The sequence below is a fragment of the Streptomyces sp. NPDC056480 genome (assembly GCF_042795405.1).
Lineage (GTDB): Bacteria > Actinomycetota > Actinomycetes > Streptomycetales > Streptomycetaceae > Streptomyces.
On sequence record NZ_JBHTSA010000064.1, the window covers coordinates 23,525 to 49,133 of the forward strand.

The 25,609-nt window shown below is 73.2% G+C and carries 17 protein-coding genes; 13 read left to right on the forward strand and 4 right to left on the reverse strand.

Translation table 11 applies throughout. From position 1 onward, the window contains the following. Positions 1-117: 117 nt before the first annotated feature. The 5 genes from ACFQ79_RS25400 to ACFQ79_RS25420 all read left to right on the forward strand — a co-directional run bounded on the left by ACFQ79_RS25400 (position 118) and on the right by ACFQ79_RS25420 (position 11,649). Entirely contained in the window at positions 118-2,544 is a 2,427-nt protein-coding gene (locus tag ACFQ79_RS25400; protein WP_383587270.1) for a serine/threonine-protein kinase, read from the forward strand. Between the two features lie 159 nt (positions 2,545-2,703). Continuing rightward, positions 2,704-5,961: a protein kinase gene (locus ACFQ79_RS25405; protein WP_383587273.1), complete on the forward strand. Its 3,258-nt coding sequence runs from the start codon at positions 2,704-2,706 to the stop codon at positions 5,959-5,961. A 136-nt stretch (positions 5,962-6,097) separates the two neighbouring features. Next, positions 6,098-7,966: a protein kinase gene (locus tag ACFQ79_RS25410; RefSeq protein WP_383587276.1), complete on the forward strand. Its 1,869-nt coding sequence runs from the start codon at positions 6,098-6,100 to the stop codon at positions 7,964-7,966. A 153-nt stretch (positions 7,967-8,119) separates the two neighbouring features. Next, a complete protein-coding gene (locus ACFQ79_RS25415; protein WP_383587279.1) occupies positions 8,120-9,784 on the forward strand; it encodes a succinic semialdehyde dehydrogenase in 1,665 nt (554 codons plus the stop codon). A 53-nt stretch (positions 9,785-9,837) separates the two neighbouring features. Then, positions 9,838-11,649 (forward strand): GMC oxidoreductase, encoded by a 1,812-nt coding sequence (locus ACFQ79_RS25420; protein ID WP_383587281.1) that lies wholly within the window; start codon positions 9,838-9,840, stop codon positions 11,647-11,649. 635 nt (positions 11,650-12,284) lie between these two features. Here ACFQ79_RS25420 and ACFQ79_RS25425 read toward each other — a convergent pair. Then, positions 12,285-12,578, reverse strand: coding sequence for a chorismate mutase (locus tag ACFQ79_RS25425; protein ID WP_383587284.1), 294 nt, complete (start codon positions 12,576-12,578; stop codon positions 12,285-12,287). A gap of 322 nt (positions 12,579-12,900) precedes the next feature. Between ACFQ79_RS25425 and guaA the strand changes: the two genes are divergently transcribed. The 4 genes from guaA (at position 12,901) to ACFQ79_RS25445 (ending at position 17,522) form a co-directional block, all read left to right on the forward strand. Beyond that, positions 12,901-14,493, forward strand: coding sequence for a glutamine-hydrolyzing GMP synthase (guaA, locus tag ACFQ79_RS25430; protein ID WP_383587287.1), 1,593 nt, complete (start codon positions 12,901-12,903; stop codon positions 14,491-14,493). A 137-nt stretch (positions 14,494-14,630) separates the two neighbouring features. Beyond that, positions 14,631-15,419, forward strand: a complete 789-nt coding sequence (locus ACFQ79_RS25435; protein WP_383587290.1) for a class II aldolase/adducin family protein — start codon at positions 14,631-14,633, stop codon at positions 15,417-15,419. 177 nt (positions 15,420-15,596) lie between these two features. Beyond that, positions 15,597-16,829, forward strand: a complete 1,233-nt coding sequence (locus ACFQ79_RS25440) for a hypothetical protein (protein WP_383587293.1) — start codon at positions 15,597-15,599, stop codon at positions 16,827-16,829. 93 nt (positions 16,830-16,922) lie between these two features. Continuing rightward, on the forward strand, positions 16,923-17,522 hold the full coding sequence (locus ACFQ79_RS25445) for a DoxX family protein (RefSeq protein WP_383587296.1): 600 nt from the start codon (positions 16,923-16,925) through the stop codon (positions 17,520-17,522). Here ACFQ79_RS25445 and ACFQ79_RS25450 read toward each other — a convergent pair. After that, positions 17,432-17,692: a hypothetical protein gene (locus ACFQ79_RS25450; protein WP_073910442.1), complete on the reverse strand. Its 261-nt coding sequence runs from the start codon at positions 17,690-17,692 to the stop codon at positions 17,432-17,434. The two genes, ACFQ79_RS25445 and ACFQ79_RS25450, sit on opposite strands and share 91 nt — an antisense overlap. After that, positions 17,679-19,025: a PspC domain-containing protein gene (locus ACFQ79_RS25455; protein ID WP_383587299.1), complete on the reverse strand. Its 1,347-nt coding sequence runs from the start codon at positions 19,023-19,025 to the stop codon at positions 17,679-17,681. Before ACFQ79_RS25455 ends, ACFQ79_RS25450 begins: the two co-directional genes overlap by 14 nt. 156 nt (positions 19,026-19,181) lie before the next feature. On the opposite strand from ACFQ79_RS25455, the gene ACFQ79_RS25460 reads away from it, so the two are divergent. Next, complete coding sequence (locus ACFQ79_RS25460; protein WP_383587303.1) at positions 19,182-20,444, forward strand: PspC domain-containing protein; 1,263 nt, start codon at positions 19,182-19,184, stop codon at positions 20,442-20,444. Next, positions 20,441-21,154 carry a response regulator transcription factor gene (locus ACFQ79_RS25465; protein ID WP_209496414.1) on the forward strand — a complete coding sequence of 238 codons (714 nt, stop codon included), beginning with the start codon at positions 20,441-20,443 and terminating at the stop codon, positions 21,152-21,154. Before ACFQ79_RS25460 ends, ACFQ79_RS25465 begins: the two co-directional genes overlap by 4 nt. On the opposite strand, the gene ACFQ79_RS25470 is transcribed toward ACFQ79_RS25465, so the two are convergent. Continuing rightward, complete coding sequence (locus ACFQ79_RS25470; RefSeq protein WP_383587306.1) at positions 21,155-22,273, reverse strand: NlpC/P60 family protein; 1,119 nt, start codon at positions 22,271-22,273, stop codon at positions 21,155-21,157. It lies immediately after the preceding gene. 342 nt (positions 22,274-22,615) lie between these two features. Here ACFQ79_RS25470 and ACFQ79_RS25475 point away from each other — a divergent pair, with 342 nt between their 5' ends. Continuing rightward, complete coding sequence (locus ACFQ79_RS25475) at positions 22,616-22,969, forward strand: hypothetical protein (protein WP_383587309.1); 354 nt, start codon at positions 22,616-22,618, stop codon at positions 22,967-22,969. Between the two features lie 146 nt (positions 22,970-23,115). Next, positions 23,116-25,566 (forward strand): DNA helicase PcrA, encoded by a 2,451-nt coding sequence (gene pcrA, locus ACFQ79_RS25480; protein ID WP_383587312.1) that lies wholly within the window; start codon positions 23,116-23,118, stop codon positions 25,564-25,566. The last annotated feature ends 43 nt before the right edge of the window (positions 25,567-25,609 follow it).

The window sequence follows — 25,609 nt, forward strand, 5'->3', positions numbered from 1 at the left end:
ACCCGGGGGCGCCGCCCGTCCGGAGGTGAGGGACAATGGCCTCTCTTCCAGGGCGGGTTACCGCATCGCGCGGGAAGCGGCAGACGCGGCGAAGATCAGGGATCGCAGAGGGGACGCATGTCGGAGGCGGAGCAGTCGCGGGACACGGCGAAGGACCCCGGGCGGGACGCCGCCGCGGGGGCCGCGACCGACGGCGACCGAGGGGCGGTCCCGGCCGCGCGTGAGCCGGAGCGGGACGACGCGAAGGACACACAGGACGCGAGGAACGCGCAGGTCGAGCGGGGTGCGGAGCAAGCCGGGACACCGGCGGCGTCCACCGCGGCGCCTGCGGACTCCGCGGTGCCGGCGGATCTGGTGAAGCCCGCGAGGTCCACGGACCGGGCGGGCGCGAAGGACTCGGGTGCCGGGGACGTGAAGGACGTTCAGGACGCCCCGGGCGGTCCGGACGTGAAGGACGTTCAGGGCGCGTCCGGCGGGCGGCTGCGGGGAACCGAGCCGTCGACCGGACGGGCCGGGTTCGGCGCGGGCGACGGCGACGGGGAGAGCGACCGTCCCCCGGCCCGGAGTTCCGCGCGCGGAACCGGTGGCGACCGGGGGCGCAAGGCCTCGGTCAACGAGGGCCGGCTCCTCGCCGGCCGCTACCGGCTCGGCGGGGTCCTCGGGCGCGGCGGCATGGGCACGGTGTGGCGCGCGGTCGACGAGACCCTCGGCCGGACCGTCGCCGTCAAGGAACTCCGCTTCCCCACCAGCATCGACGACGACGAGAAGCGTCGCCTCATCACCCGGACCCTGCGCGAGGCGAAGGCCATCGCCCGGATCCGCAACAACGGCGCCGTGACCGTCTACGACGTCGTCGACGAGGACGACCGTCCGTGGATCGTCATGGAGCTCATCGAGGGCAAGTCCCTCGCGGACGCCGTCCGCGAGGACGGCACGCTCACGCCCCGGCGCGCCGCCGAGGTCGGCCTCGCCATCCTCGACGTGCTGCGTTCGGCCCACCGCGAGGGCATCCTGCACCGCGACGTGAAGCCGTCCAACGTGCTGATCGCCGAGGACGGCCGGGTCGTCCTCACCGACTTCGGCATCGCCCAGGTCGAGGGCGACCCCTCGATCACCTCCACCGGCATGCTCGTCGGCGCCCCCTCGTACATCTCGCCCGAGCGGGCCCGCGGCCACAAGCCCGGCCCCGCCGCCGACATGTGGTCGCTGGGCGGACTCATCTACGCGGCGGTCGAGGGCAGCCCGCCCTACGACAAGGGCTCCGCCATCGCCACCCTCACCGCGGTGATGACCGAGCCCGTCGACCCGCCGAAGAACGCCGGGCCCGAGCTGGAGAAGGTCATCTACGGCCTCCTCGCCAAGGACCCGGCCCAGCGGCTCGACGACGCCCGCGCCCGGGTCCTGCTCCGCGCGGTGCTCGACGCGCCCGATCCGGTGCCCCCGGTCTCCCCCGAGGTCACCCGGGTCGTCCCGCTGCCGCCGCGCCCCGACCAGCCTCCGGTGGCCCCGGCGGCCGACCGGGGCAAGGCGCCCGAGGCACCCGCCGACCGGATGCGGGGTGCGCTGAACTCCGTACGGAACGCGGCGGCCTCCGTGAAGGCGGACCCGAAGGCGTCGTCGACGCCGGCCGCCAGGACGGCGGCGGGGGCCGCCTCCGCGACGCGGCCGAGCGGTGGCAGGCCGACCCCGGCCCGTGCGTCGCTGACCGACGTCGTACCGCGCCGCACGCTGGTGATCATCGCCGCGGTCGCCGTGCTCGCCCTGCTTGGGACGATCCTCGCGGTCTCCCTCAGGGGCGGCGGCGACGAGGGCAACCAGGGCAAGGACAGCGGGGGCACCACGGCCTCGGCCGGCGCCTCCGCCGGCGGTGACGGCTCCGACGGTTCCGGCGGATCGGGCGGCGACAAGGGCCAGTCGCCCGGCGGCGCCGGCCAGCAGGGCGGCGCGCAGCCCGGTGACACCGGCTCCAACGGATCGACCGGCGGCACCGGCACGACGGGCTCCACGGGCTCCACGGACGGGTCCGGCGGGTCGAACGGCAGCGGCACCACGCCGACCGGCAAGCCCGGCGGCACGGGCGCGCAGCTGCCCGCGGGCTACACCCTCGTCACCAACGACCGCTTCCACTTCTCCATGGCGATGCCCGCCTCGTTCGAGGTCCGCTCGATACCGGGCTACAGCGGTGGCGGGATATTCAGCGAGAGCGGCGGCTTCCCGCGCATCCAGGTCGACTTCAACTCCAGCCCGAAGGACAACGCGGCGGCCGCCTGGGAGCTCGGCAAGATCGGCGTGGCCGCCACCAGCAAGAACTACAAGCACTTCGGCATCCGGACGGTCTCCTACAAGGGCTACCCGACGGTCGCGGACTGGGAGTTCGAGCGCACCCAGCAGGGGATGCGCGTCCATGTGCTCAACCGCGGCTTCAAGGTGGACGCCACGCACGGCTACTCCATCATGGTCAGCTGCAAGGCGGAGGAGTGGAACGGCGCGGAGTGCAAGACGCTGCGTGACACGGCGTTCGCCACGTTCAGCCCCAAGGACTGACCGACGGCACGTATCGTGAGAGTTCGAGGACCGTACGCAGCCGAACAGAGCCGATAACTGCACGCTGCCGGACCGGAATTGTCGGACTCGCGTGATCCCGCCCGATCCCGAGGGGTCCGCGGGTCCACGGGGGACAGCGTGCGCGCGTGGGGAGGCGTCGTGGACGACTACGCGGGAAGGGTGCTCGCGGACCGCTACCGCCTGCCGCTGCCGCCGGCGGACACGGACGCGGACGCGTACGACCCGGCCGGGACGCGGGCCTTCGACACGTTCAGCGGTCAGGAGGTCCTGGTCCGCCAGGTGCCGCTGCCGGAGTTCGTCGACGCCGAGGTGCTCGACGGCGAGGGCGGCCCGGCCGGCCCCTACGGCGCCGCGGGGCGGGCCACCCGCCGCCCGGCCGAGCCCGTCGTCCGCCGGGCGATCGAGGCGGCCCAGGCCGCCGCGCAGATCCCCGACCATCCCCTGCTCGACCAGGTCTTCGACGTCTTCGCGGAGGCCGGTTCGCTCTGGATAGTGAGCGAACGCATCGCGGCCCGGCCGCTGGCCGCGCTCCTCGCCGAGCGGCCGCTCAACCCCTACCGCGCGGCCGAGATCGGCGCCGACGTCCTCACCGCACTGCGCGCGCTCCACGCCCACGGCTGGGTGCACCGGAACATCACCGCCCGGACCGTGCTCGTCTGTGACGACGGCCGGGTGGTCCTCACGGGCCTCGCGGTGGGCGCAGCGGAGGAGGCGCTCTGCGGGTACGCACCCGTGCCGGAGCCGGATCCGGACGCGACGGCGTGGCAGGCGCCGGCGGAGGAGGAGTACGGCGACGGGGGGCACGACACCGAGGAGTACGGCTCCGAGGGGTACGGCTCCGAGGGGTACGGCTCCGAGGAGTACGGCACCGAGGAGTACGGCGCCGAGGGGTACGGCACGGAGGAGTACGGCTCCGAGCTGTACGAGGCGGAGGTCTACGAGGAGGGCGACGGGCACGTCCCGTACGGGACGGACGAGTTCGAGGGGCCGGCCGAGGAGCCCGCCGACGACCTGGCCGACGAGCTGCTCGACGGGCCGGCCGAGGAGCCGGCCGAGCGGCAGGGGCCGGACGACGGCTACGGCTACGGGTACGGCCACGTGTCCGGCCATGGGTACGGCCGCGGCGACGAGGCGCACCTCCCCGAGTCCGGGAGGTACACCACCGAACCCGACGCGTACGCCGTCCCCGAGTCCGGGGCGTACCTGACCGAACCCTCCCCGTACGTCCTCCCCGAGTCCGGCTCGTACGCCACCGAACCCGACGCGTACACGGCCGAATCCGGCCCGGACGACGCCGAGTCCCCGTCCCCCTACGGAACCGCCCCCGGTGGCTACGGCACCGACCCCTACGGCCGGGCGCTGCCCGCGGGGCCCGCCGCCGAGACGCAGCCCGCGCCCGTGCCGCCCACCGCCGACGTGCGGGCCGCCCGCGCCGGGGCCATCGCCGCCTACCGCGCCGGTGCGCGCGCCGCCGCCAAGCTCGGCGAGACCGGTGCCCTGCCCGCGCAGCGCCCGGCGCCGGTGGACCCGCCCGAGCCGCCCCCGGCGCCGACCGCCCAGGCGGCGGGCGCGCCCGAGCCGCAGTGGTGGGCGCGGGTGGCGGACGACGACGAGGACGACGAGGACGACGGCGACGGGCCGTACGGCGCGGGTCCGCAGCCGGGTCCGCCGCCGCGCGTGATGCTGGCAGGCAACTGGAGCGACGGCCCGCACGCCTCGCGGGACGGCTCCCCGCCGATCCCGGCCGGTGGTGGTTCGGGCCCCGGCCGGGGCCCCGTGCTGCCGGGTTCGGGTCGTCCGGCCCTGCCCGCGGGCTACACGGCCGCCACTCCGGACCCCGCACGGCTCCCGGTCCCCGCCGGCGCCCGGGGGGAGGCGGCCCTGGAGCCGGCCAGGATCCCGGCCCAGGCCCAGGCGGACCGCGGCCCGACCACCCGGCTCGCCGCCGAGCGGGCCCGGCAGACCCGGATCGCGGTCGTCGGCGCCGTCACCGAGCGCTGGGCACCCGAGCAGGCCGGCCCCGTCCACGAGAACTGGCGCCTCGCCCCGCCGATCGGCCCCGCCACCGACCTGTGGGCGCTCGGTGCGCTCCTCTACCGGGCCGTTCAGGGCCACGCCCCCTACCCCGAGGACAGTGCAGCCGAGCTCGTCCAGCTGGTCTGCGCCGAGCCGCCCGCCTTCGCCGAGGAGTGCGGCCCGCTGCGCCCGGTCGTGGAGTCCCTGCTGCGCCAGGACCCCACCGAGCGCCCCGACTTCGAGGAGCTGCGCGGCTGGCTGCGCTCCCTGGTGCGCTCGGCTCCGGAGCCGGAGGCCGGTGTCGGAGTCGTACCGCTGCCGTCCTTCGACGAGAAGCGGCTGCCGATCGTGCGCCGGCGCGGCGAGCTCGTGCGCCGTCGGCGCGGGGGAGCGGGAGCGGGCCGGCACCGCCACAAGCGGGGCAAGGACCCGCGTCCCCCGGCCCAGGCGCACGCCCGTCACGACGACCTCCCCGCGCACGAGTACGGGCCGGCGCCCGTGCGGGACGACGTCCGGGGGGACTTCCGCGAGGAGTACCGGGAGGACTTCCAGGAGTCGTTCCACGAGGAGATTCCCCAGCGCGCGTCCAGAGCGCCCCGCGCACCCCGCGCGACCAGGGCGCCCCGTGGCGGCCGACCGCCGGCCTCGCGGCCCCCGGGCTCCCCGCAGGCCCTCGGCCGTACGCTCCTGCTCCTCGTCCTCCTGCTGCTCGGCGGCGCCGTCGCGTACGCCGTCCTCTTCATGTCCGGCGACGGGGAGCAGCCCACCGCGCCGACCGCTCCCACGGCCGGCCGGACCCCGGGTACGACCGCACCCGCGAGCCCTCCGTCCGCCACGAAGGGGCCGACCACGGCCCCGCCGACCAGCGGACCGCCGGCCACCCCGCGCACCACCCCGCCCGCCGCCGACCCCTCGGCTCCGGCCCTCGCCGCCGGGTACACGCTGCGGCAGGACCCCGAGGGGTTCCGGATCGGGGTGCCGAACGGGTGGCGGCGCAGCCCGATCAACGACGCCGGGCAAGTGCGCTACACCAGCGGCGACTTCACGATGATCGTGGTTCCCGGCCGGGACAGCGTGGGTGACAACGGCTCCGATCCGCTGGAGTACCAGAACTCCAAGGAGCGCGAACTGGAGCCGTTCCGGGGGTCGAGCTGGTCGCGGTCGGACGACACGCGCCGGGTCGACATCGGTACGACGGCGACGGCCACGGGCAGTTACTGGTGGCTGGACAGCACGGGCCGTCAGGTGTTCGTCCGCAATCTCGCCCTGATCGCCGGAGGCCGGTACCACGTCGTGCAGGTCATCGGCCCGGAGGACCGGAGCAAGAAGGTCTCCGAGATCTTCGACGAGGCCACGAAGGCGTTCCGTCCGGGCCGCTGAGCGGGACCGTGTCGGGAGGGGGTGCCCGGAATGCCCATCGGCCCCCGGTCACAGTGCTGTTCCTATGGCGGCCCCGAGGTTCCGCGACCCGTACCCCCCTCCGTAACCTGGCATCCGAAGGAACGGGCGGGGGCAAGTGGAACATTCTCAGAGCACAGGCGCGGGGCTGCTTCTCGCCGGTCGCTACCGGCTGGGCGAGTCCATCGGACGCGGCGGCATGGGCAAGGTCTGGCGCGCGCACGACGAGGTGCTGCACCGCGTCGTGGCGGTGAAGGAGTTGACGGCCGGCCGGTTCGTGGCCGAGGCCGACCGTCTCGTGCTGCACGCCCGTACGCAGAAGGAGGCGCGGGCCGCCGCGCGGATCACGCACCCGGGTGTGGTGACCGTCCACGACGTCCTGGAGCACGACGACCGGCCGTGGATCGTGATGCAGTACGTCGACGGGCCCTCGCTCGCCGACGCCGCCAAGGAGAAGGGCACGATCGACCCGCACGAGGCGGCCAGGATCGGTCTGCACGTCCTCGGCGCGCTGCGCGCCGCGCACGCGGCCGGGGTGCTGCACCGGGACGTCAAGCCGGGCAACGTCCTGCTCGCCCGTGACGGGAGCGTCCTGATCACCGACTTCGGGATCGCGGCGATCGAGGGCGACGCGACGATCACCCGGACGGGTGAACTCGTCGGCTCCATCGACTATCTGGCGCCCGAGCGGGTCCGGGGCGGCGACCCCGGTCCCGCCTCCGACCTCTGGTCGCTCGGCGCCACCCTGTACACGGCGGTGGAGGGCACCTCGCCGTTCCGCCGCACCTCGCCGATCAGCACCATGCAGGCCGTGGTGGCCGAGGAGCCCCCGTACCCGGAGAAGGCGGGTCCGCTGGCCCCGGTCATCGTGGCCCTGCTGCGCAAGGACCCGGCGCAGCGGCCGCAGGCCGACGAGGCCGGGCGGATGCTGCTCGACGCGATGGAGGGGCGTACCCCGGCGGCGGCGCAGGCCTACGTGCCGACCCAGCGGGTGGCGAGGGAGGACCTGGACCCGACCGGGGACGGTTCCGTCTCCGGCCACGAACCCGTCACGCCGGGGGAGGAGTCCGGCGGCCCCGGGCCGACGGGCACGGCCCGGGCGACGACCCCGTCCGGCACCGCCCCATGGCCCCACCCGGCCCAGCCGCCCCACCAGTCCAACCAGCCTCACCAGTCCAACCTGCCTCATCAGTCCGGCCAGCCTCACCCGTTCAGCCAGGCCCAGCAGTCCCGCTCGCCCCAGCCCTCTCAGCAGCCCCACGGGCCCCACTCGCGGCAGGGATCTCAGGGACCCCACGGGCAGTCCTCCCCGCCCACCATCGTGCCGCCGTCCGGCGGCCCCACCGCCTCCGGCTCGGGCCGCGGCAGGAGCTGGCGTACCGCCGTCCTGGCCGCGCTGCTCGCCGGCCTCGTCGCGGGCGGCGCGGTCTTCGCCGCCATGAACTACGCGGGCGGCGACCGGGGCGACACCGGACGGACCACGACCACCGGCCCCGCCCCCGCCCCCACCACCACCCGGGCCACCCCGAGCGACATCCCGGAGGGCTGGCACCGCGTCGACGACCGCGAGGGCTTCAGCATCGTCGTGCCGAAGGGCTGGAAGCGGCAGACGGAGGGCGACAACATCGACTACACGCCGGACAACGGCAACCACCGCATCCGGATCAACATCGACTCCAGCCCCGACTTCGAGAACCCGTACATGCACGCGCTCGACCTGGAGCGCATCGTCGCGAAGCGGATGGAGTACACCCGGGTCAAGCTCGGCCAGACCACCTATCGCGACCAGGTCCGGTCCAGCCTGTGGGAGTTCACCTGGACGGAGAAGCGGGACTTCCCCGGGCCGCGGCACGCGATCGACCTCATGTACTACGCCGACGACGGCACGGAGTACGCGATCTACATGTCGTCCCCGGAGTCCAGCTGGGAGACCACCCGCGAGCAGTTCGACGTCGTCCTCCAGCATTGGCGGGCCCCGGGCGACTGAAGCCGGTGAGAATCTCCGGCACGGGCCTCTCCACAGCCATAAGCCCCTGATCAGGGCTTATGTGCCAGTGATCGCTGGCGTGATGTGCGCACCCGGTGAAAACGCGTTACCGACGGGTACCCAAAGGGCGGAACGGCGCCTACGCTCGGGCCCATGACGGACTCGCAGGCCCCCGCCGCCCCCTCGGTTCCCGACGTCCCCGCCGCGCAGGCCGGAGCCGCCGCGCCCGCCGGGGCGACCAACCCGGTCGCGCCCGCGCCCGCCGGCGCCCGCACGGCCGAAGACGTCGTGACGCCCGAGGTGGTCGCCCGGCTGACGCGCGGCGTCGTCGGCTCCGGCCGGACCGCCAACCACACCCCGTTCACCGGGGCGAAGCTGGCGGACCTGCCCGAGTCCACCCCCGAGGACGTCGCCGAGGCCTTCACGCGCGCGCGTGGCGCCCAGGCCGCCTGGGCCGCCACCCCGGTCCGGGCCCGCGCCGCCGTCCTCCTGCGCTTCCACGACCTCGTCCTCCAGCGCCAGTCCGAGGTTCTCGACCTCATCCAGCTGGAGACGGGCAAGGCGCGCCTGCACGCCCACGAGGAGGTTCAGGCGGTCGCCGTCGCCGCCCGCCACTACGGACGCAAGGCCTCCTCCTACCTGAAGCCCCGCCGCCACACCGGCGTCGTGCCGACCCTCACCAAGGTCACCGAGCTGCGCCAGCCGCGCGGTGTCGTCGGCCAGATCGCCCCCTGGAACTACCCGCTCGAACTCTCCGTCGGCGACGCGCTCCCCGCCTTCGTCTCGGGCAACGCCGTCGTCATGAAGCCCGACACGGAGACCGCGCTCACCGCGCTCTGGGCCCGTGACCTGCTCATCGAGGCCGGACTGCCCGCCGAGGTCTTCCAGGTCGTCCTCGGCGACGGCCCGGTCGTCGGCCCCGAGGTCGTCAAGCACGCCGACTACGTCTCCTTCACCGGCTCCACCCGTACCGGCCGCGAGGTCGCCCAGGGCGCCGCCGCCCGGCTCGTCGGCGTCTCCCTCGAACTCGGCGGCAAGAACGCGATGCTCGTCCTGAAGGACGCCGACATCGAGAAGGCCGCCGCCGGAGCCGTCCGCGCCTGCTTCTCCTCCGCCGGACAGCTCTGCATCTCCATCGAGCGCCTCTACGTGCACGAGTCGATCGCCGACGTCTTCCTGGAGCGCTTCGCCGCGCGCACCAAGGCCATGCGGCTCGGCAGCTCCCTCGCGTACGGCGCCGACATGGGCTCGCTCGTCGGCGACCGCCAGCTGGAGACCGTCACGAAGCACGTCGAGGAGGCCGTCGCCAAGGGCGCCACGCTCGTCGCCGGCGGCGTCGCCCGCCCCGACATCGGCCCCCTCTTCTTCGAGCCGACCATCCTCGACGGCGTCGAGGCCCCGATGGCGGTCTGCGGCGAGGAGACCTTCGGTCCGGTCGTCTCGATCTACCGCTTCCGCGACGAGGACGAGGTCGTCGACCTCGCCAACGCCACCCCGTACGGCCTGAACTCCTCCGTCTGGACGAAGGACTCGCGGCGTGGCCACGCGGTCGCGGCCCGGCTGCGCACCGGCACCGTCAACATCAACGAGGGGTACGCCCCCGCCTACGGCAGCGTGCAGTCCCCGATGGGCGGCATGAAGGACTCCGGGCTCGGCCGCCGCCACGGCTCCGAGGGCATCCTCAAGTACACCGAGGCCCAGACCGTCGCCCAGCAGCGGCTGATCCCGCTCGCGCCCTCCTTCGGGATGGACGACGAGAAGTACGCCGCGTTCATGAGCGTGTCCCTGAAGGCGATGAAGGCCCTGCGCCTGCGCTGAGCCGGCGCCGCGCCTCCCCATCCCGACTGTCCCCTTTTCGTACGAGGAGAGCCATGACCGCGGTACCCCCTTCCCAAAATCAGGAGCAGGCGGAGGACGAGGCGTACGACTACGACGTCCTCGTCGTCGGCTCCGGCTTCGGCGGCTCGGTCACCGCGCTCCGCCTCACCGAGAAGGGCTACCGGGTCGGCGTCCTGGAGGCCGGGCGCCGCTTCACCCGCGCGACCCTGCCGAAGAACTCCTGGGACGTGAAGAACTTCCTGTGGGCCCCGGCCCTCGGCCTCTACGGCATCCAGCGGATCCATCTGCTGGGCAACGTGATGGTGCTCGCGGGCGCCGGTGTCGGCGGCGGCTCCCTGAACTACGCCAACACCCTCTACGAGCCGCTCGCCCCGTTCTTCGACGACCCGCAGTGGAAGGACATCACGGACTGGCGCGAGGAGCTGAGCCCCTACTACGACCAGGCCAAGCGCATGCTCGGCGTCCGGATCAACCCGACCATGACCCCGTCGGACGTCCACCTCAAGGCGACCGCGCAGAGCATGGGCATCGGCGACACCTTCCACATGGCGCCCGTCGGGGTGTTCTTCGGGGACGGACAGGACGGCGACGGGACGGCGAAGGCGAAGCCGGGCGGCGAGGTGCCCGACCCGTTCTTCGGCGGGGCCGGACCCTCCCGCAAGGCCTGCACCGAGTGCGGCGAGTGCATGACCGGCTGCCGGCACGGCGCCAAGAACACCCTCAACGAGAACTACCTCCACCTCGCCGAGAAGGCGGGCGCCGCCGTCCACCCCATGACCTCGGTCGTCGCGGTCACCGAGGACTCGCGGGGCGGCTACGCCGTCAAGACCCTCCCCTCCGACAACCGGAGGAAGGGCAGGGGCCGTACCTTCACCGCCCGCAAGGTCGTCATCGCCGCAGGCACGTACGGCACCCAGACCCTGCTGCACCGGATGAAGGACACCGGCCTGCTGCCCCACGTCTCGGCCCGGCTCGGCGAGCTGACCCGTACCAACTCCGAGGGCCTCGTCGGCTCGCAGACCACCGACCGGCGCTACCGGAAGAAGCACGGCAAGGAGAGGGCCGACTTCACCCGCGGCGTCGCCATCACCTCCTCGATCCACCCCGACGAGAACACCCACATCGAGCCCGTCCGGTACGGCAAGGGCTCCAACTCGATGGGCGCGCTGACGATCCTCCAGGTGCCCTACGGCGCGCACCGGGTCCGCAGGTGGCTGCTCGAGATCGTCAAGCACCCCGCACTCGCGGCCCGCTCGCTGTCCAACCGGCGCTGGTCGGAGCGGACCATCATCGGCCTCGTCATGCAGTCCCTGGACAACTCGCTGACCACCTACCGCAAGCCGGGCGGCGTCGGGAAGGGCCTGCTCACCGCCCGCCAGGGCCACGGGGCCCCGAATCCGACGCAGATCGAGGCGGCGACCAAGGCCGCCTCCCTCCTCGCCGAGGAGATCAACGGCTTCGCCGGCTCCAACGTCGGCGAGCTGATGGGCACCCCGCTGACCGCGCACTTCCTCGGCGGCTGTCCGATCGGCGCGGACGCCGAGTCCGGTGTCATCGACCCGTACCACCGGCTCTTCGGGCACCCGGGGATCTCCGTCGTCGACGGCGCGGCCGTCTCCGCGAACCTCGGCGTGAACCCGTCGCTGACGATCACCGCGCAGGCGGAGCGGGCGATGTCCTTCTGGCCGAACAAGGGCGAGGAGGACCCGCGGCCGCGCCAGGGCGAGGCGTACGTACGGATCGCGGCGGTGGAGCCCAAGTCGCCCGCCGTCCCGGCGGAGGCCTTCGGCGCGCTGCGGCTGCCGTTCCTGGGGATGCCGGTGGTCCCGCCCAAGGCGTCGTGACCGACGCGGCGGGCCGGCCCTGTGGTGGACACAGGTAAGGGGCGCTGCACCCCCCTCCGAGTGCAGCGCCCCTACCAGCTTTGGTGTTGCTGCATAGATGACCCGTGACCGGTGGGGATGGTTGTAGCGGTTGCACAGGATCTTCGTGTGACGCGCGTCACGTCGGAGGGGTGGGTACGGACAAGGGCCCCGTGGCGCGATTCCGGTCGCGGCACGGGGCCCTTGGGGTCGGCACCGGTGTCAGGGCAGCGGCGGTGCCGAACGGGGCGGCGCCGGGGGGTTGCGCCGCGTGGGAGAGGGTTCCGAGGGGTTCGCACTGTGCAGGCGGTCGCGGGGGCCGCGACCGGAAGAGCCGGTTGCGGCCGGCCCCGAGCGTCCCCGGGGCCGACCGCTCCTTCTGGGTGACCGGGCTGCTGTCCCCTGCTGTCCGGTCACAAGCGCTGGTGCGAGGTCCCACGACGTACCGGAGGTACGCCACACGCCCCAGCGAAGCCACGCGTGGTTTCTTACGGGCCCGCCCCTGGCTGGCACGGACACCCGGACCAACGAAGCCGGGCCGGAGCCGGTCACGCGCCGTACGGGTGAGAGCGGGTCCGAACTCAGATCCGGGGACGCACCCGGTGCGGCGCCCGTGATCAGATGCGGCCCCGGCACAGCTCCAGCACCGTCATCGCCAGCGTCGTGCCCGGCTTGCCGAGGGCGTCCCTGTAGTGGCCGAGGACCTCCATCTCGCGGGCCAGGTTCACCCGGCGGCCGCCGGAGGAGATCCGCGCCTCCTGGATGACGGCCGAGACGGCCATCCGTTCCTGGATGAGACCGATGATCCGGTCGTCGAGCGCGTCGATGCGCTCACGGGCACCGCCGATCAGCGTCGCCGCCTCGTCGGTGCGGGCGCCGGTCTTCTCGGGGGTGGCGGTGTTCGTCGTCATGGCGGGGCTCCTGGGGTGTCGGATGCCTCGGGGCGAACCGGCCCGGGAACGACAGAACGCCCCGGGCTGTCAGCCCGGGGCGCCTGGGAAGTCGCTTGTCAGTTGCTCAAGCAGCACGACCATGGCAGCCGGTGGGCCGGTTGCCATAGATAAAGACGAAGGTCGTGAGCTTGCGCATGGCGACAGTATGGACCCATGCGCCGGACCGGGACCAACCCGGGTTCGGATGGTGAGACGAAAAGCGCCACCGGCGCGCCGGTAGAATCGACAAATAGCACCCCCCTTCGGGGGACCCTCCTCCTACCGCCGGAAGGCCGCCGTAGTGTCATCAGCGACCCCCGCTGCCGCGCCCGACGTCACCAACCCGGACGTAGTCCTCGTTGTCGACTTCGGCGCCCAGTACGCCCAGCTCATCGCCCGCCGCGTCCGTGAGGCCCGGGTCTACAGCGAGATCGTCCCGTCCACCATGCCGGTGGCCGAGATGCTGGCCAAGAACCCGAAGGCGATCATCCTCTCCGGCGGCCCGTCCTCCGTGTACGCCGAGGGCGCCCCGCGCCTCGACCGTGCGATCTTCGAGGCGGGTGTCCCCGTCTTCGGCATGTGCTACGGCTTCCAGCTGATGGCGACGACCCTCGGTGGCACCGTCGACAACACCGGCGCCCGCGAGTACGGCCGGACCCAGCTGCACGTCTCCAAGGCCGGCTCCACCCTCTTCGAGGGCACCCCGGTCGAGCAGTCCGTGTGGATGTCGCACGGCGACGCCTGCTCCGCCGCCCCCGAGGGCTTCGCCGTCACCGCGTCCACGGACGTCGTGCCGGTCGCCGCCTTCGAGAACGACGAGAAGAAGCTCTACGGCGTCCAGTACCACCCCGAGGTGCTGCACTCCACGCACGGCCAGCAGATCCTGGAGCACTTCCTCTACCGCGGCGCCGGCATCGAGCCCAGCTGGACCACGGGCAACGTGATCGAGGAGCAGGTCGCGGCCATCCGCGCCCAGGTCGGCGACAAGCGCGCCGTCTGCGGCCTCTCCGGCGGCGTCGACTCCGCCGTGGCCGCCGCGCTCGTGCAGAAGGCCATCGGCTCGCAGCTCACCTGCGTGTACGTCGACCACGGCCTCATGCGCAAGGGCGAGACCGAGCAGGTCGAGAAGGACTTCGTCGCCTCCACCGGCGTCAACCTCAAGGTCGTCGACGCGCAGGAGCGCTTCCTCACCGCCCTCGCCGGCGTCTCCGACCCCGAGACCAAGCGGAAGATCATCGGCCGCGAGTTCATCCGGGTCTTCGAGCAGGCGCAGCTGGAGATCCTCCAGGAAGAGGGCCCCGAGGTCGCCTTCCTCGTCCAGGGCACCCTCTACCCGGACATCGTCGAGTCCGGCGGCGGCACCGGCACCGCCAACATCAAGTCCCACCACAACGTGGGCGGCCTCCCCGACGACATCGAGTTCGAGCTCGTCGAGCCGCTGCGGCAGCTCTTCAAGGACGAGGTCCGCATGGTCGGCCAGGAGCTCGGCCTGCCGGAGGAGATCGTCCAGCGCCAGCCCTTCCCCGGCCCCGGCCTCGGCATCCGCATCGTCGGCGAGGTCACCAAGGAGCGCCTGGACCTGCTGCGCGAGGCCGACGCCATCGCCCGCGAGGAGCTCACCGCGGCCGGTCTCGACCGCGAGATCTGGCAGTGCCCGGTCGTCCTGCTCGCCGACGTCCGCTCCGTGGGCGTCCAGGGCGACGGCCGCACCTACGGTCACCCGATCGTGCTGCGTCCCGTCTCCTCCGAGGACGCGATGACGGCCGACTGGTCGCGCCTGCCGTACGACGTGCTGGCCAAGATCTCGACCCGCATCACCAACGAGGTCGCCGACGTGAACCGCGTCGTCCTCGACATCACGAGCAAGCCCCCGGGCACCATCGAGTGGGAGTAGTCCCTCCCGTAGGTGTGTGAAGCCGTCGCCCCGCCACTCGGGGCGGCGGCTCCGTCGTGTCCGGCCCCTCGCGAAGGCGTCTTTCCATGGCGTCCGGACTCTGGTGACTTGACCAGCCGGGCGTTACCTTCCGGCGCATGAGCGTGATACCCGACCCCGTCCCCGTCGACCGGCTCCACTTCGCCATGCCGCCCGTCCACGCGACGGCCGAGGAGGAACGCACCCACCGCAGACAGCGGCTCGCCGGCGCGCTCCGGGTCTTCGGGCGGTTGGGTTACGAGGAGGGCGTCTCGGGCCACATCAGCGCCCGCGACCCCGAACTCCCCGACTGCTACTGGGTGAACCCCTTCGGGGCGCCGTTCGAGGAGATCGCCGCGAGCGACCTCATCCTGGTCAACGGCGACGGGCAGGTCGTCCGGGGCGGGCAGCACGTCAACCAGGCCGCGTTCACCGTCCACGCCCAGGTCCACCGGGCCCGGCCCGACGCCGTGGCCGTCGCCCACACCCACTCCCTCCACGGCCGGGCCCTCGCCTCGCTCGGCGAACTCCTCGACCCGATCACCCAGGAGGCCTGCGCCTTCTACCAGGACCACGCCCTGTACGACGCCTACACCGGCGTCACCGTGGACCCCGAGGAGGGGCGCCGGATCGCCCTCGCGCTCGGTTCGTTCAAGGCGATCGTGCTCCGCAACCACGGACTGCTCACCGTCGGCGCCTCCGTCGACGCGGCCGCCTGGTGGTTCATCGCCCTGGAGCGCTGCGCCCAGGTGCAGCTGGCCGCCCGGGCGGCCGGGAAACCGGTCCTGATCGACCACCGCGAGGCCGTCGCGACCCGCGAACAGCTCGGCAGCGACCTCGTCGCCTGGATCAACTACCAGCCGCTCTGGCGCAGGATCAGCCGCACGGAGCCCGAACTCCTGTCGTAACACCATCGCTTCACCCTTCTGTACGTCAATGCGATGGCGCGGCAATCACCCTCCGGCGGGGCGCACGCGGCAGGTGCGGGAGCCGCCGGTACGACACAATTCCCTGAAATCAACGGCTGGTTGACCCTCCGGGACGCACCGGTACGTGTCGTGAAGTGAGCTCGGGAAGTGAGCACCGTGGCGGTTCAAGAGGCGAGACGGTACGGCGAGCACGCGACGGCCTGCGCGGGCTGCGCCCACTGCGGACAGACCGGCCACCGGCGTGCCGTCGCCGCCTTCCTCGCCCGGCGCGACGAACTCGCCGCCGGTCACGGCGTCCCCGCGGCCGTCGCCCACTCCCCGGTCGCCGCCCGCCAGTGGGTCTCCGACGAGCTCGCCCAGTCCGCCCGCGCGGTGGCCGCGCACGGCCGGGAGGCCGGAGTGGCCTGGTTCGACCGGGTCCGGCGCGGGGGGCTCGCCGCAGTCTGGGGCGCCGTCGTCGTCCTGCTCCTCGGCCAGGCCCTCACCGCCGTGGGCGGCGGCTGGACCGGCGCCCGGACGGCCGGTCTCTGCACCGCCGTGGTCCTCGCCGTCCTCCTCAGCGCCGCCGCCCACGCCCACCGCTCCCGCGGCGGACTGCTCGCCCCGCTGATCGGCGAGGACAACCGGCTCTCCACCTCACGCGCCGTCGCCGCGGCCTGGCTCCTCCTCCTCGGATACGCCCTGGTCTTCCTGGCCTTCCGGGCACCGGGCGCGAGCGCCTTCGGCCTTGCCCGGGGCGCCGGTCTGCTGACCGTCCTCGCCCTGGTGTCGGCCGTCACGGTGACCGCCCGGCTCGTCGTCGCGGCGGGGATCGCGTCCCGCCGCCTGCAGAAGGTGCGCGCCGACCGGCCGCGCGCCGCCGACCTGCTGTGCGACGACGCCGGCCGGGCCGCGCTCGCCGACGTCCAGTACGTCCTCGTCTCCGGTTCCGTCCTGGTCCTGGCGGCCGTCGCCCTCGCCCACGACCCGGCCGGGCTCCCCGGTGTGCCCTGGTCCCTGGTGCTCCTCGTCGGCGTCTCGGCCGTCTGGCACCTCGCCGCGAAGTGCACCGAGGGCGTCCGCCCCACGATCCACTCCGTGGTCAGGTCCCGGGAGGCCGGCGACCTCGACGCCCCGATCCGCACGGGTGACGACATCGAGATCCGCGGCTGCGGCTTCGTCCCGCCCGGGGCGGGCGCTCCCGACCCGCTGACCCGTCTGGTCGTCCGTATCGGCCCGGTCCACGCCCATGTGCCGCTGGTCCCGGTCCCGGGCGGTTTCGCCAACCCGACCGACGCCGCCCTGACCGTCCCCCTCCCGGCGGACGTGGAGCCGGGCCGGGTGGAGGTCTCGGTCGTGACGGCGGCGGGCGTCGAGACCAACCGGGTCACGATCGACGTCGTGGATTGATCCCTCCGGCCCTCCTTCCCGTATCCCTTCACGGGCCGGGCGAGGAGAATCGTTCCGCGAACAGTCGTACGGGGCGAGGAGAGGTGACCGACGATGACGGGACACGCGGACCGGGCGGACGGCGCGGCCGACGGGACCGGTGACGCGGGCGCTACCAGCGGCCCGGACGGCACCCGGGGCGCGGGCGGGACGGACGGCGCGGGCCGTACCGGCGTGGCCGGCGCGCTCGACCGGTGGAAGGCGCTCGGCTCCCGTTACGCCCTTCTGCCGCTCCGGGTCTTCCTCGGCGTCACCTTCGTCTACGCCGCGTTCGACAAGCTCACCGACTCCGCCTTCTTCGCCGACTCCGGCACGGGCTCCATCGGCGAGATGATGACCGGCGTCCGCGACAGCTCGGCCATCCCCGCCCTGGTCGACCTCGCCCTCGAGAATCCCGCCGGCTTCGGGTACGCCATCGCCTTCGGGGAGCTCGCCGTCGGCATCGGGACCCTGGTGGGTCTCTTCGCCCGTGTGGCGGCGCTCGGCGGCGCCCTGATCTCGCTGAGCCTCTGGCTGACCGTCAGCTGGCAGGTGAACCCGTACTACCTGGGCAACGACCTCGCCTATCTGATGGCCTGGCTGCCGCTGGTGCTGGCCGGGGCGTCGGTGCTGTCGCTCGACCGGCTCCTCGCCGAGCGGCGCCGGACGCGGTAGACGATCCAGGTCACCAGGCCGGCCGTGCCCAGGCCGCCGAAGAGGACCGGGAACACGACGTACCACGGGGTCGTCCAGGCCCCGGTGGCGTCGCCCGCGTAGAGCCCGGCCAGGGCGAGGGCGGTGAGGCCGGCGATCATCCTGCCGGGGCGGAACTCATGAAGCAGCACGGGTGACCTCCACCTGTCCGACGGCGACCTTGAGGGAGAGGTCGAGGGTGCCTGCCGGGGTGGTCCCGGCCGGCGGGTTCAGGGTCCGGGTCACGTCCCGGTCCGGCGAGATGTCGATGTCGTTCGCCGGCTCGCCCGGCAGCTGCAGATCGCCGAGTCCCACCTGGGCGTGGAGCTTCACGACCGCGTTCTTCGGGACGATCACCTTGAGCTGCCCCGCGCCGACCTCGATCGACGACGACACGGTCGTGCCCGCCGGGACCGCGAGGGCTGACAGATCGAGCGTGCCGACCCCCGTCCCCAGCTCGTAGCGCGGCTGTACGGCGGTGACCGACGCCGGCTTCCACGTCTCGCGGATCCACTCCGTGGTGATCTGGCCGGGCACCGCCGTGGTCAGCGCGAGCAGGCCCGCCGTGACCACGGTGAGGAAGACCGTGCCGAAGCCGGTCCTGCCCAGGAAGCTGCTGACGACCAGACCGAGGCCGAACACCGCGAGCGCGGCGACCAGACCGGTCTGCAGGCTCGTGCCCAGCGGCTCGCTCTCCCAGGTGAGAGAGGTGCCGACCACGGCCGCGACCATGGCGAGCAGATAGACGAGACCCCCGATGGAGAACGGGCTCCGCCGGATCGAGGGCTTCGGCCGTCCGGGAGCGGCGGAGCCGGCGTTCCACCGGCCGCCCGGCTTCGGCACCTCGCCGTCCACCCGACCGTCCTGGTCCACGATGCCCTGCGGCCCCCACAGGTAGCCGACGGCCACCTTGCCCGTCGAGCCGTCCTTGACGATCGGGTCCCGCCACCACGAGGGGAACTCGACGAGCGGCGGGGCCTTGGTCTCGGGCGGGGCCTCGGCGACCGGCCGGGAGGCCGTCGCCGCGTCCGCCCGTCCCTCCGCCTCCACCGCGCCGGCCTGCCGGTGCCGCGACCAGACCGCCGCCGACGACAGCGCGAACGCCACCAGGAGGGCCGAGCCCAGCATCGACCCGCTGTGCAGCATCGACAGGAAGACCCCGCAGCCCACCAGCGCCATCAGCACGGCGGCCAGCGTGCCCCCGGAGACGCGGCCGGTCAGCAGCCTGCGCCCGTCGTTCTCCTCCTCGCCGTCGAGCGGGATCAGCAGCCACGCGAAGCCGTAGAAGATCAGCCCGAGACCGCCCGGCACCGCGAGCACACCGACCACCACCCGGAAGATCACCGGGTCCAGGTCGAAGTACCGGCCGAGGCCGCCGCAGACACCGCCCACGACCTTGCTGCCGCGCGAGCGCCGCAGAGGAGGGGCGGAGACGGCCTCCGCCGGCGGCGTGGCCTCGTGCTGCGAAGGCATCGAACTCGTCATGCGTCCATGGTGACGGCCCGTGACGCCCAGCGGCACCGGGGCCGACCCTGGCCCGACCCTGATATTCGGCGCCCCGCCGCCCCCGAGGCGGTACCAGGGACGATCTCAGGGCCGACCCTGATGTCCAGGGCGGGCCGAACGTGTGACGATCGGTGCATGTCCGCAGCCGCTCGTGTCACCGAGACCGACGAACCGCCCGTGCGCAGGCTCTACCGGAGCGCCGACGGGCGATGGCTCGGCGGTGTCGCGCGCGGCCTGGCCGGCCACCTCGGGCTGCCGGTGGTCTGGGTCCGCATGGCGTTCGTGGTCATGTGCTTCCTGGACGGCCTCGGGCTCCTGATCTACGCGGCCTTCTGGATCGTCGTCCCGCTCGGCGTCGGCGGCCGGACCGCCCCGCGTCCCGTCTTCGAGACCACCCCCGACGGGCGCCGCAGGCTGCGCAAGCCCGACCGGGGGCAGGTCTTCGCCCTCATCGTGCTCGCGATCGGCGCCGCGCTCCTCATCGGGAACATCAGCGTCGACGGCGAGTCCGGCCGGTACGTCTGGCCCCTGCTCCTCGTCGGCGGCGGCGTCGCCCTGGTCTGGCGCCAGGCGGACAACGCCCGCCGGGCCAGCTGGACCGACCCCGGCCGCCGCACGCGCGCCCTCCAGCTCGCCCGCGGTCTCGTCGGCGTCGCCCTGGTCGGCACCGGCCTCGCCGTGTTCGTGGTGGTCCGCGGCTCGGTCGCCCAGCTCGGTACGGCCCTCACCGCCGCCGTCGCCGTCCTCACCGGCATAGCCCTGCTCTCCGGCCCCTGGCTGGTCCGGATGTCGCAGGACCTCACGGAGGAGCGGACCATGCGCATCCGCGCCCAGGAGCGCGCCGAGGTCGCGGCCCACGTCCACGACTCCGTGCTGCACACCCTCACCCTGATCCAGCGCAACGCCGAGGACGCGGGCGAGGTCCGCCGGCTCGCCCGCGCCCAGGAGCGCGAGCTGCGGAACTGGCTCTACAAGCCCGAGGGCACCGGCCGGGACGAGGAGCCCGAGACCCTCGCCGAGGCGGTCAAGAAGGCGGCGGCCGAGATCGAGGACAAGCACGGGGTCCCGATCGAGGTGGTCGTCGTCGGCGACTGCCCGCTCGACGAAGGCCTGGTCGCGCAGATGCAGGCCGCGCGCGAGGCGATGGTCAACGCCGCGAAGTACGGTGGCGAGGGCGGGGCCGTGCAGGTGTACGCGGAGGTCGAGGGCCGCACGGTGTTCGTCTCGGTGCGGGATCGGGGGCCGGGATTCGACCTGGACGCGGTCCCCGAGGACAGGATGGGCGTACGAGAATCGATCATCGGCCGGATGCAGCGCAACGGCGGCACGGCCCGGCTGCGGTCCGTGCCGGGCGGGGGCACCGAAGTGGAGCTTGAGATGGAGAGGGCGGACGGATGAGCGACGAGACCGGGGAAGCGACCGGAACCGAGGCGGGGGCGGGCACGGAGCGCCGGGTGCGGGTGGTGCTCGTCGACGACCACCGGATGTTCCGGACCGGAGTGCAGGCCGAGATCGGCCGCACCGACGTCACCGGCGTCGAGGTGGTCGGCGAGGCCGCCGACGTCGACCAGGCGGTCACCGTCATCACGGCGACCCGCCCCGAGGTCGTCCTCCTCGACGTGCACCTTCCGGGCGGCGGCGGGGTCGAGGTGCTGCGGCGCTGCGCGAGCCTGATGAGCGCGGCGGAGGACCCGGTGCGCTTCCTCGCCCTGTCCGTCTCGGACGCGGCCGAGGACGTCATCGGAGTGATCCGGGGCGGTGCCCGCGGCTATGTCACCAAGACGATCACCGGGACCGACCTGGTCGACTCGATCTTCCGGGTCCAGGAGGGCGACGCCGTCTTCTCGCCCCGGCTCGCCGGATTCGTCCTGGACGCCTTCGCGTCGACGGACGCGCCGCCGGTGGACGAGGACATGGACCGGCTGACCCAGCGGGAGCGGGAGGTGCTGCGGCTGATCGCCCGCGGCTACGCGTACAAGGAGATCGCCAAGCAGCTCTACATCTCGGTGAAGACGGTCGAGTCGCACGTCTCGGCGGTGCTGCGCAAGCTCCAGCTGTCCAACCGCCATGAGCTGACCCGCTGGGCCACCGCCCGGCGCCTGGTCTGATCAGCCGACCCGGGTCGCTCCCGCGAAGGGCATCTCGTCGATGGGGGCGACCCTGACGGGTGCGCCGGGGCGGGGGGCGTGGATCATCTGGCCGCCGCCGATGTAGAGCCCGACGTGGCTGATCCCGGAGTAGAAGAAGATCAGGTCACCGGGGGCGAGCTGGGACCGTGAGACGCGCCGGCCCGCGTTGATCTGGGTGTACGTGGTGCGCGGCAGCGAGACGCCGGCCGCGCGCCAGGCCGCCTGGGTGAGGCCCGAGCAGTCGTACGCCGAGGGGCCCGTCGCCCCCCACACGTACGGCTTGCCGAGCTGGGCGCGGGCGAAGGAGACGGCCTCGGCGGCCCGGCCGTTCGGCGCGGTCACCGGGGCGCGGTCGCCGCCCGAGGAGCGGTCGGCGCGCGCGGTGGCGGGGGCGGCGGTCGCCGTGCCCGTACCCCCGGTGCCGCTGTTCCCGGCCGAGGTGCCGGAGCCGTCGCGGCCCGCTTCGGCGGCCTCGTACCGGGCGCGTTCCTCCGCGGTCAGCCGGGCGAGCACGGTCCGTGCCGCCTGGAGCCTGCCGAGGACGGCCGCCTTCTGGCGCCGCAGCTCCGTCTCGTGCGCGCGCAGTGCGTCCAGGTGGCCCGTCGACTCGGCGCGCAGCTGCCGGACGGCGGCGAGCTCGCGGCGTACGGCGCTGACGGCGGCCGCCTGACGCTCCCCGGCCCGCTCGGCGAGCGCGGCCCGCTCCAGGTACTGGTCGGGGTTCGAGGTGAGGGCGAGCTGGACGGCGGGGTCGAGGCCCCCGGACTGGTACTGGGCGGCGGCCATGGCCCCGAGCCCGTCCCGCGCGGTGTTGAGCCGCTGGGTCCTGCGGGCGGCCTCGTCGCGCAGCCGCTCGAACGCGGCGCGGGCCTCGTCGGCCTTCTCCTTCGCCCCGTTGTACCGCTCGGTCGCGACCTCGGCCTCCTCGTACAGCCGGTCGACCTTCTCCTTGACCTGGGCGGTGGTCGGACGGGGTTCGGCGTGCCCGGACCCCTCGAAGAGCGTCGCGGTCGCGGCGGAGGCGAGGGCGAGGGTGGCGGCGGTGCGGCCCGCCTGACCACCGAGGGGGGACTGCTTGGGTTTTCGGTGTGCTGCCACGAGGGCGGGTCACATCCTCTGCCTGGGGGAGACGGGCCCGCCGGGCCGACGGCGGGCCGCACAGGGGAGACGGACCGCCGCCGGGTTTTCTCGGCGGGGGTGACCGACAACCGCCGGATCGCCGGCGGTGGTGGGGAGCCGGCCACCTGGTGAAGGACGCTAAACCTGGGGTCACGCCCGGGCGGCGGGATGACCGCTATTGGCGACACTTGGCGGTCGGCGACCGAAGCCTTTCGCCCGGGGTGCCGGGCCGAGGGGCATTCCGGCGGCCGTCCGACCGAAGCGACGGACCGGGTGGACCCGGCCGGAAGGCGGTGCTAGGGCCCGGTTAGGCTCCGGCGCATGGACGTACTCATCAATGTCTTCGTCGCCCTGCACATCATCGGTATCGCCGCCCTCCTCGGCGGATTCCTCACCCAGATGAAGGCGATGGGGGCCGGTACGGCCCGCTTCAGCCCCGCGATGCTGCACGGCGCCCTGACCATGCTCGTCACCGGCGTCGCGCTGGTCGGCCTCAACCAGGCGGACGACCAGAGCGTCGACAACCTGAAGATCGGCATCAAGCTCGGGATCCTCGTCGTGATCCTCGCCCTCGTCTACGTCAAGCGCGACGAGGAGCGGGTCGAGAAGGGCCTCTTCGCCGCCGTCGGCGGTCTGACCATGGCGAACATCTTCATCGCGACCCTCTGGACGTGACCCCGGGGGCCTGACCCGGGAACGTGACCGGAGCCCTCCGGAGAGCCGCCGACCGCGCGGGTGTGACCGGTACCGCAGGCCGGAGAGGAAGGCGGCTCCCGAAGGCGGGCCCGGATGTCGGTGGGGCGTCCTAGACTCGTGAGGCGATGAGCAGCCTCTTTGACGACAGCTTCCTGGCCGGCCTCCAGAACCACTCCTCGGAGGAGCCCCCGCCCCACCCCGAGGACCACGAGCACGGCTCCCCGGCCGGGGAGGACGTCCCGCACGACCTCTTCGGGGAGCACTTCGACGTGCCCCCGCCCGCCCGGGACACCCACTACCGCGACGGCGCCCCCCGCCCCGTCGTGGACACCGCCGCGCTCCTGGACGGGCTGAACGAGCAGCAGCGCGCCGCCGTCGTCCACACGGACACCCCGCTGCTCATCGTCGCCGGAGCCGGCTCCGGCAAGACCCGGGTGCTCACCCACCGCATCGCCCACCTGCTGGGCACGCGGCACGTGCACCCCGGCCAGATACTGGCGATCACCTTCACGAACAAGGCCGCCGGCGAGATGAAGGAGCGCGTCGAGCAGCTCGTCGGACCGCGCGCCAACGCCATGTGGGTGATGACCTTCCACAGCGCCTGCGTCCGCATCCTGCGCCGCGAGTCGAAGAGGCTCGGCTTCACCTCCTCCTTCTCGATCTACGACGCCGCCGACTCCAAGCGCCTGATGTCCCTGGTCTGCCGCGACCTGGACCTCGACCCGAAGAAGTTCCCGCCGAAGTCCTTCAGCGCCAAGATCTCGAACCTCAAGAACGAGCTGATCGACGAGGAGACCTTCGCCGACCAGGCCGTCGACGGCTTCGAGAAGACGCTCGCCGAGGCCTACCGGATGTACCAGGCGCGGCTGCGCGAGGCCAACGCCCTGGACTTCGACGACATCATCATGACGACGGTCCATCTGCTCCAGGCGTTCCCGGACGTCGCCGAGCACTACCGCCGCCGCTTCCGGCACGTCCTCGTCGACGAGTACCAGGACACCAACCACGCCCAGTACACCCTCGTGCGGGAGCTCGTCGGCACCGGCTACGAGGACCTCGGCCCCGCCGAGCTGTGCGTCGTGGGCGACGCCGACCAGTCGATCTACGCCTTCCGCGGCGCCACCATCCGCAACATCCTCCAGTTCGAGGAGGACTACCCGGACGCGACGACGATCCTCCTGGAGCAGAACTACCGCTCCACGCAGACGATCCTCTCCGCCGCGAACGCCGTCATCGAGCGCAACGAGTCCCGCCGCCCCAAGAACCTCTGGACGAACGCCGGCGCGGGCTCGCAGATCACGGGCTACGTCGCCGACACCGAGCACGACGAGGCCCAGTTCGTCGCCGACGAGATCGACCGGCTCACCGACGCGGGCGAGGCCAAGGCCGGAGACGTCGCCGTCTTCTACCGGACCAACGCCCAGTCGCGTGTCTTCGAGGAGATCTTCATCCGCGTCGGGCTGCCCTACAAGGTCGTCGGCGGCGTGCGCTTCTACGAGCGCAAGGAGGTCCGGGACGTCCTCGCCTACCTGCGCGTCCTCGCCAACCCCGAGGACAACGTCCCGCTGCGCCGCATCCTCAACGTCCCCAAGCGGGGCATCGGCGAGCGCGCCGAGGCGATGATCGACGCCCTCTCGCTGCGCGAGAAGATCACCTTCCCGCAGGCCCTCAAGCGCGTCGACGAGGCGTACGGCATGGCGGCCCGCTCGGCGAACGCCGTCAAGCGGTTCAACGCGCTGATGGACGAGCTGCGCACCGTCGTCGAGTCCGGCGCCGGCCCCGCCGTCGTCCTGGAGGCCGTCCTGGAGCGCACGGGCTACCTCGCCGAACTCCAGGCCTCGACCGACCCGCAGGACGAGACCCGGATCGAGAACCTCCAGGAACTCGCCGCCGTGGCCCTGGAGTTCGAGCAGGAGCGCGGCGAGGAGCCCGCGACCCTCGCCGAGTTCCTGGAGAAGGTCGCGCTCGTCGCCGACTCCGACCAGATCCCGGACGAGGACGAGGAGGGCCGGGGCGTCATCACCCTGATGACCCTGCACACCGCCAAGGGCCTCGAGTTCCCCGTCGTGTTCCTGACGGGCATGGAGGACGGCGTCTTCCCGCACATGCGCGCCCTCGGCCAGGCGAAGGAACTGGAGGAGGAGCGGCGCCTCGCGTACGTGGGCATCACGCGCGCGCGGGAGCGGCTCTACCTGACGCGCTCGTCGATGCGCAGCGCCTGGGGCCAGCCCTCGTACAACCCGGCCTCGCGCTTCCTGGAGGAGATCCCGCCCGCGTACCTGGAGTGGAAGCGGACCGGTCCGATGGCGAAGCCCGCCGGGCCGACCTCGGGGATCACCTCCTCGCTCTCCTCCTCCCGTTCGCGCTCCGGCCCATCGGGCTTCGCGACCCGGCGGGCGGGGGAGAAGCCGGTGATCTCCCTCCAGGTCGGCGACCGGGTCACGCACGACCAGTTCGGCCTCGGCACGGTCATGACGGTGACGGGAGCGGGCGCGGACGCCCAGGCGACGATCGACTTCGGCGACGAGAAGCCGAAGCGGCTGCTGCTGCGGTACGCGCCGGTCGAGAAGCTGTAGCGGCGGAGACGCCGTACGCGAGCGGGCCCCGGCCGATGAGGCC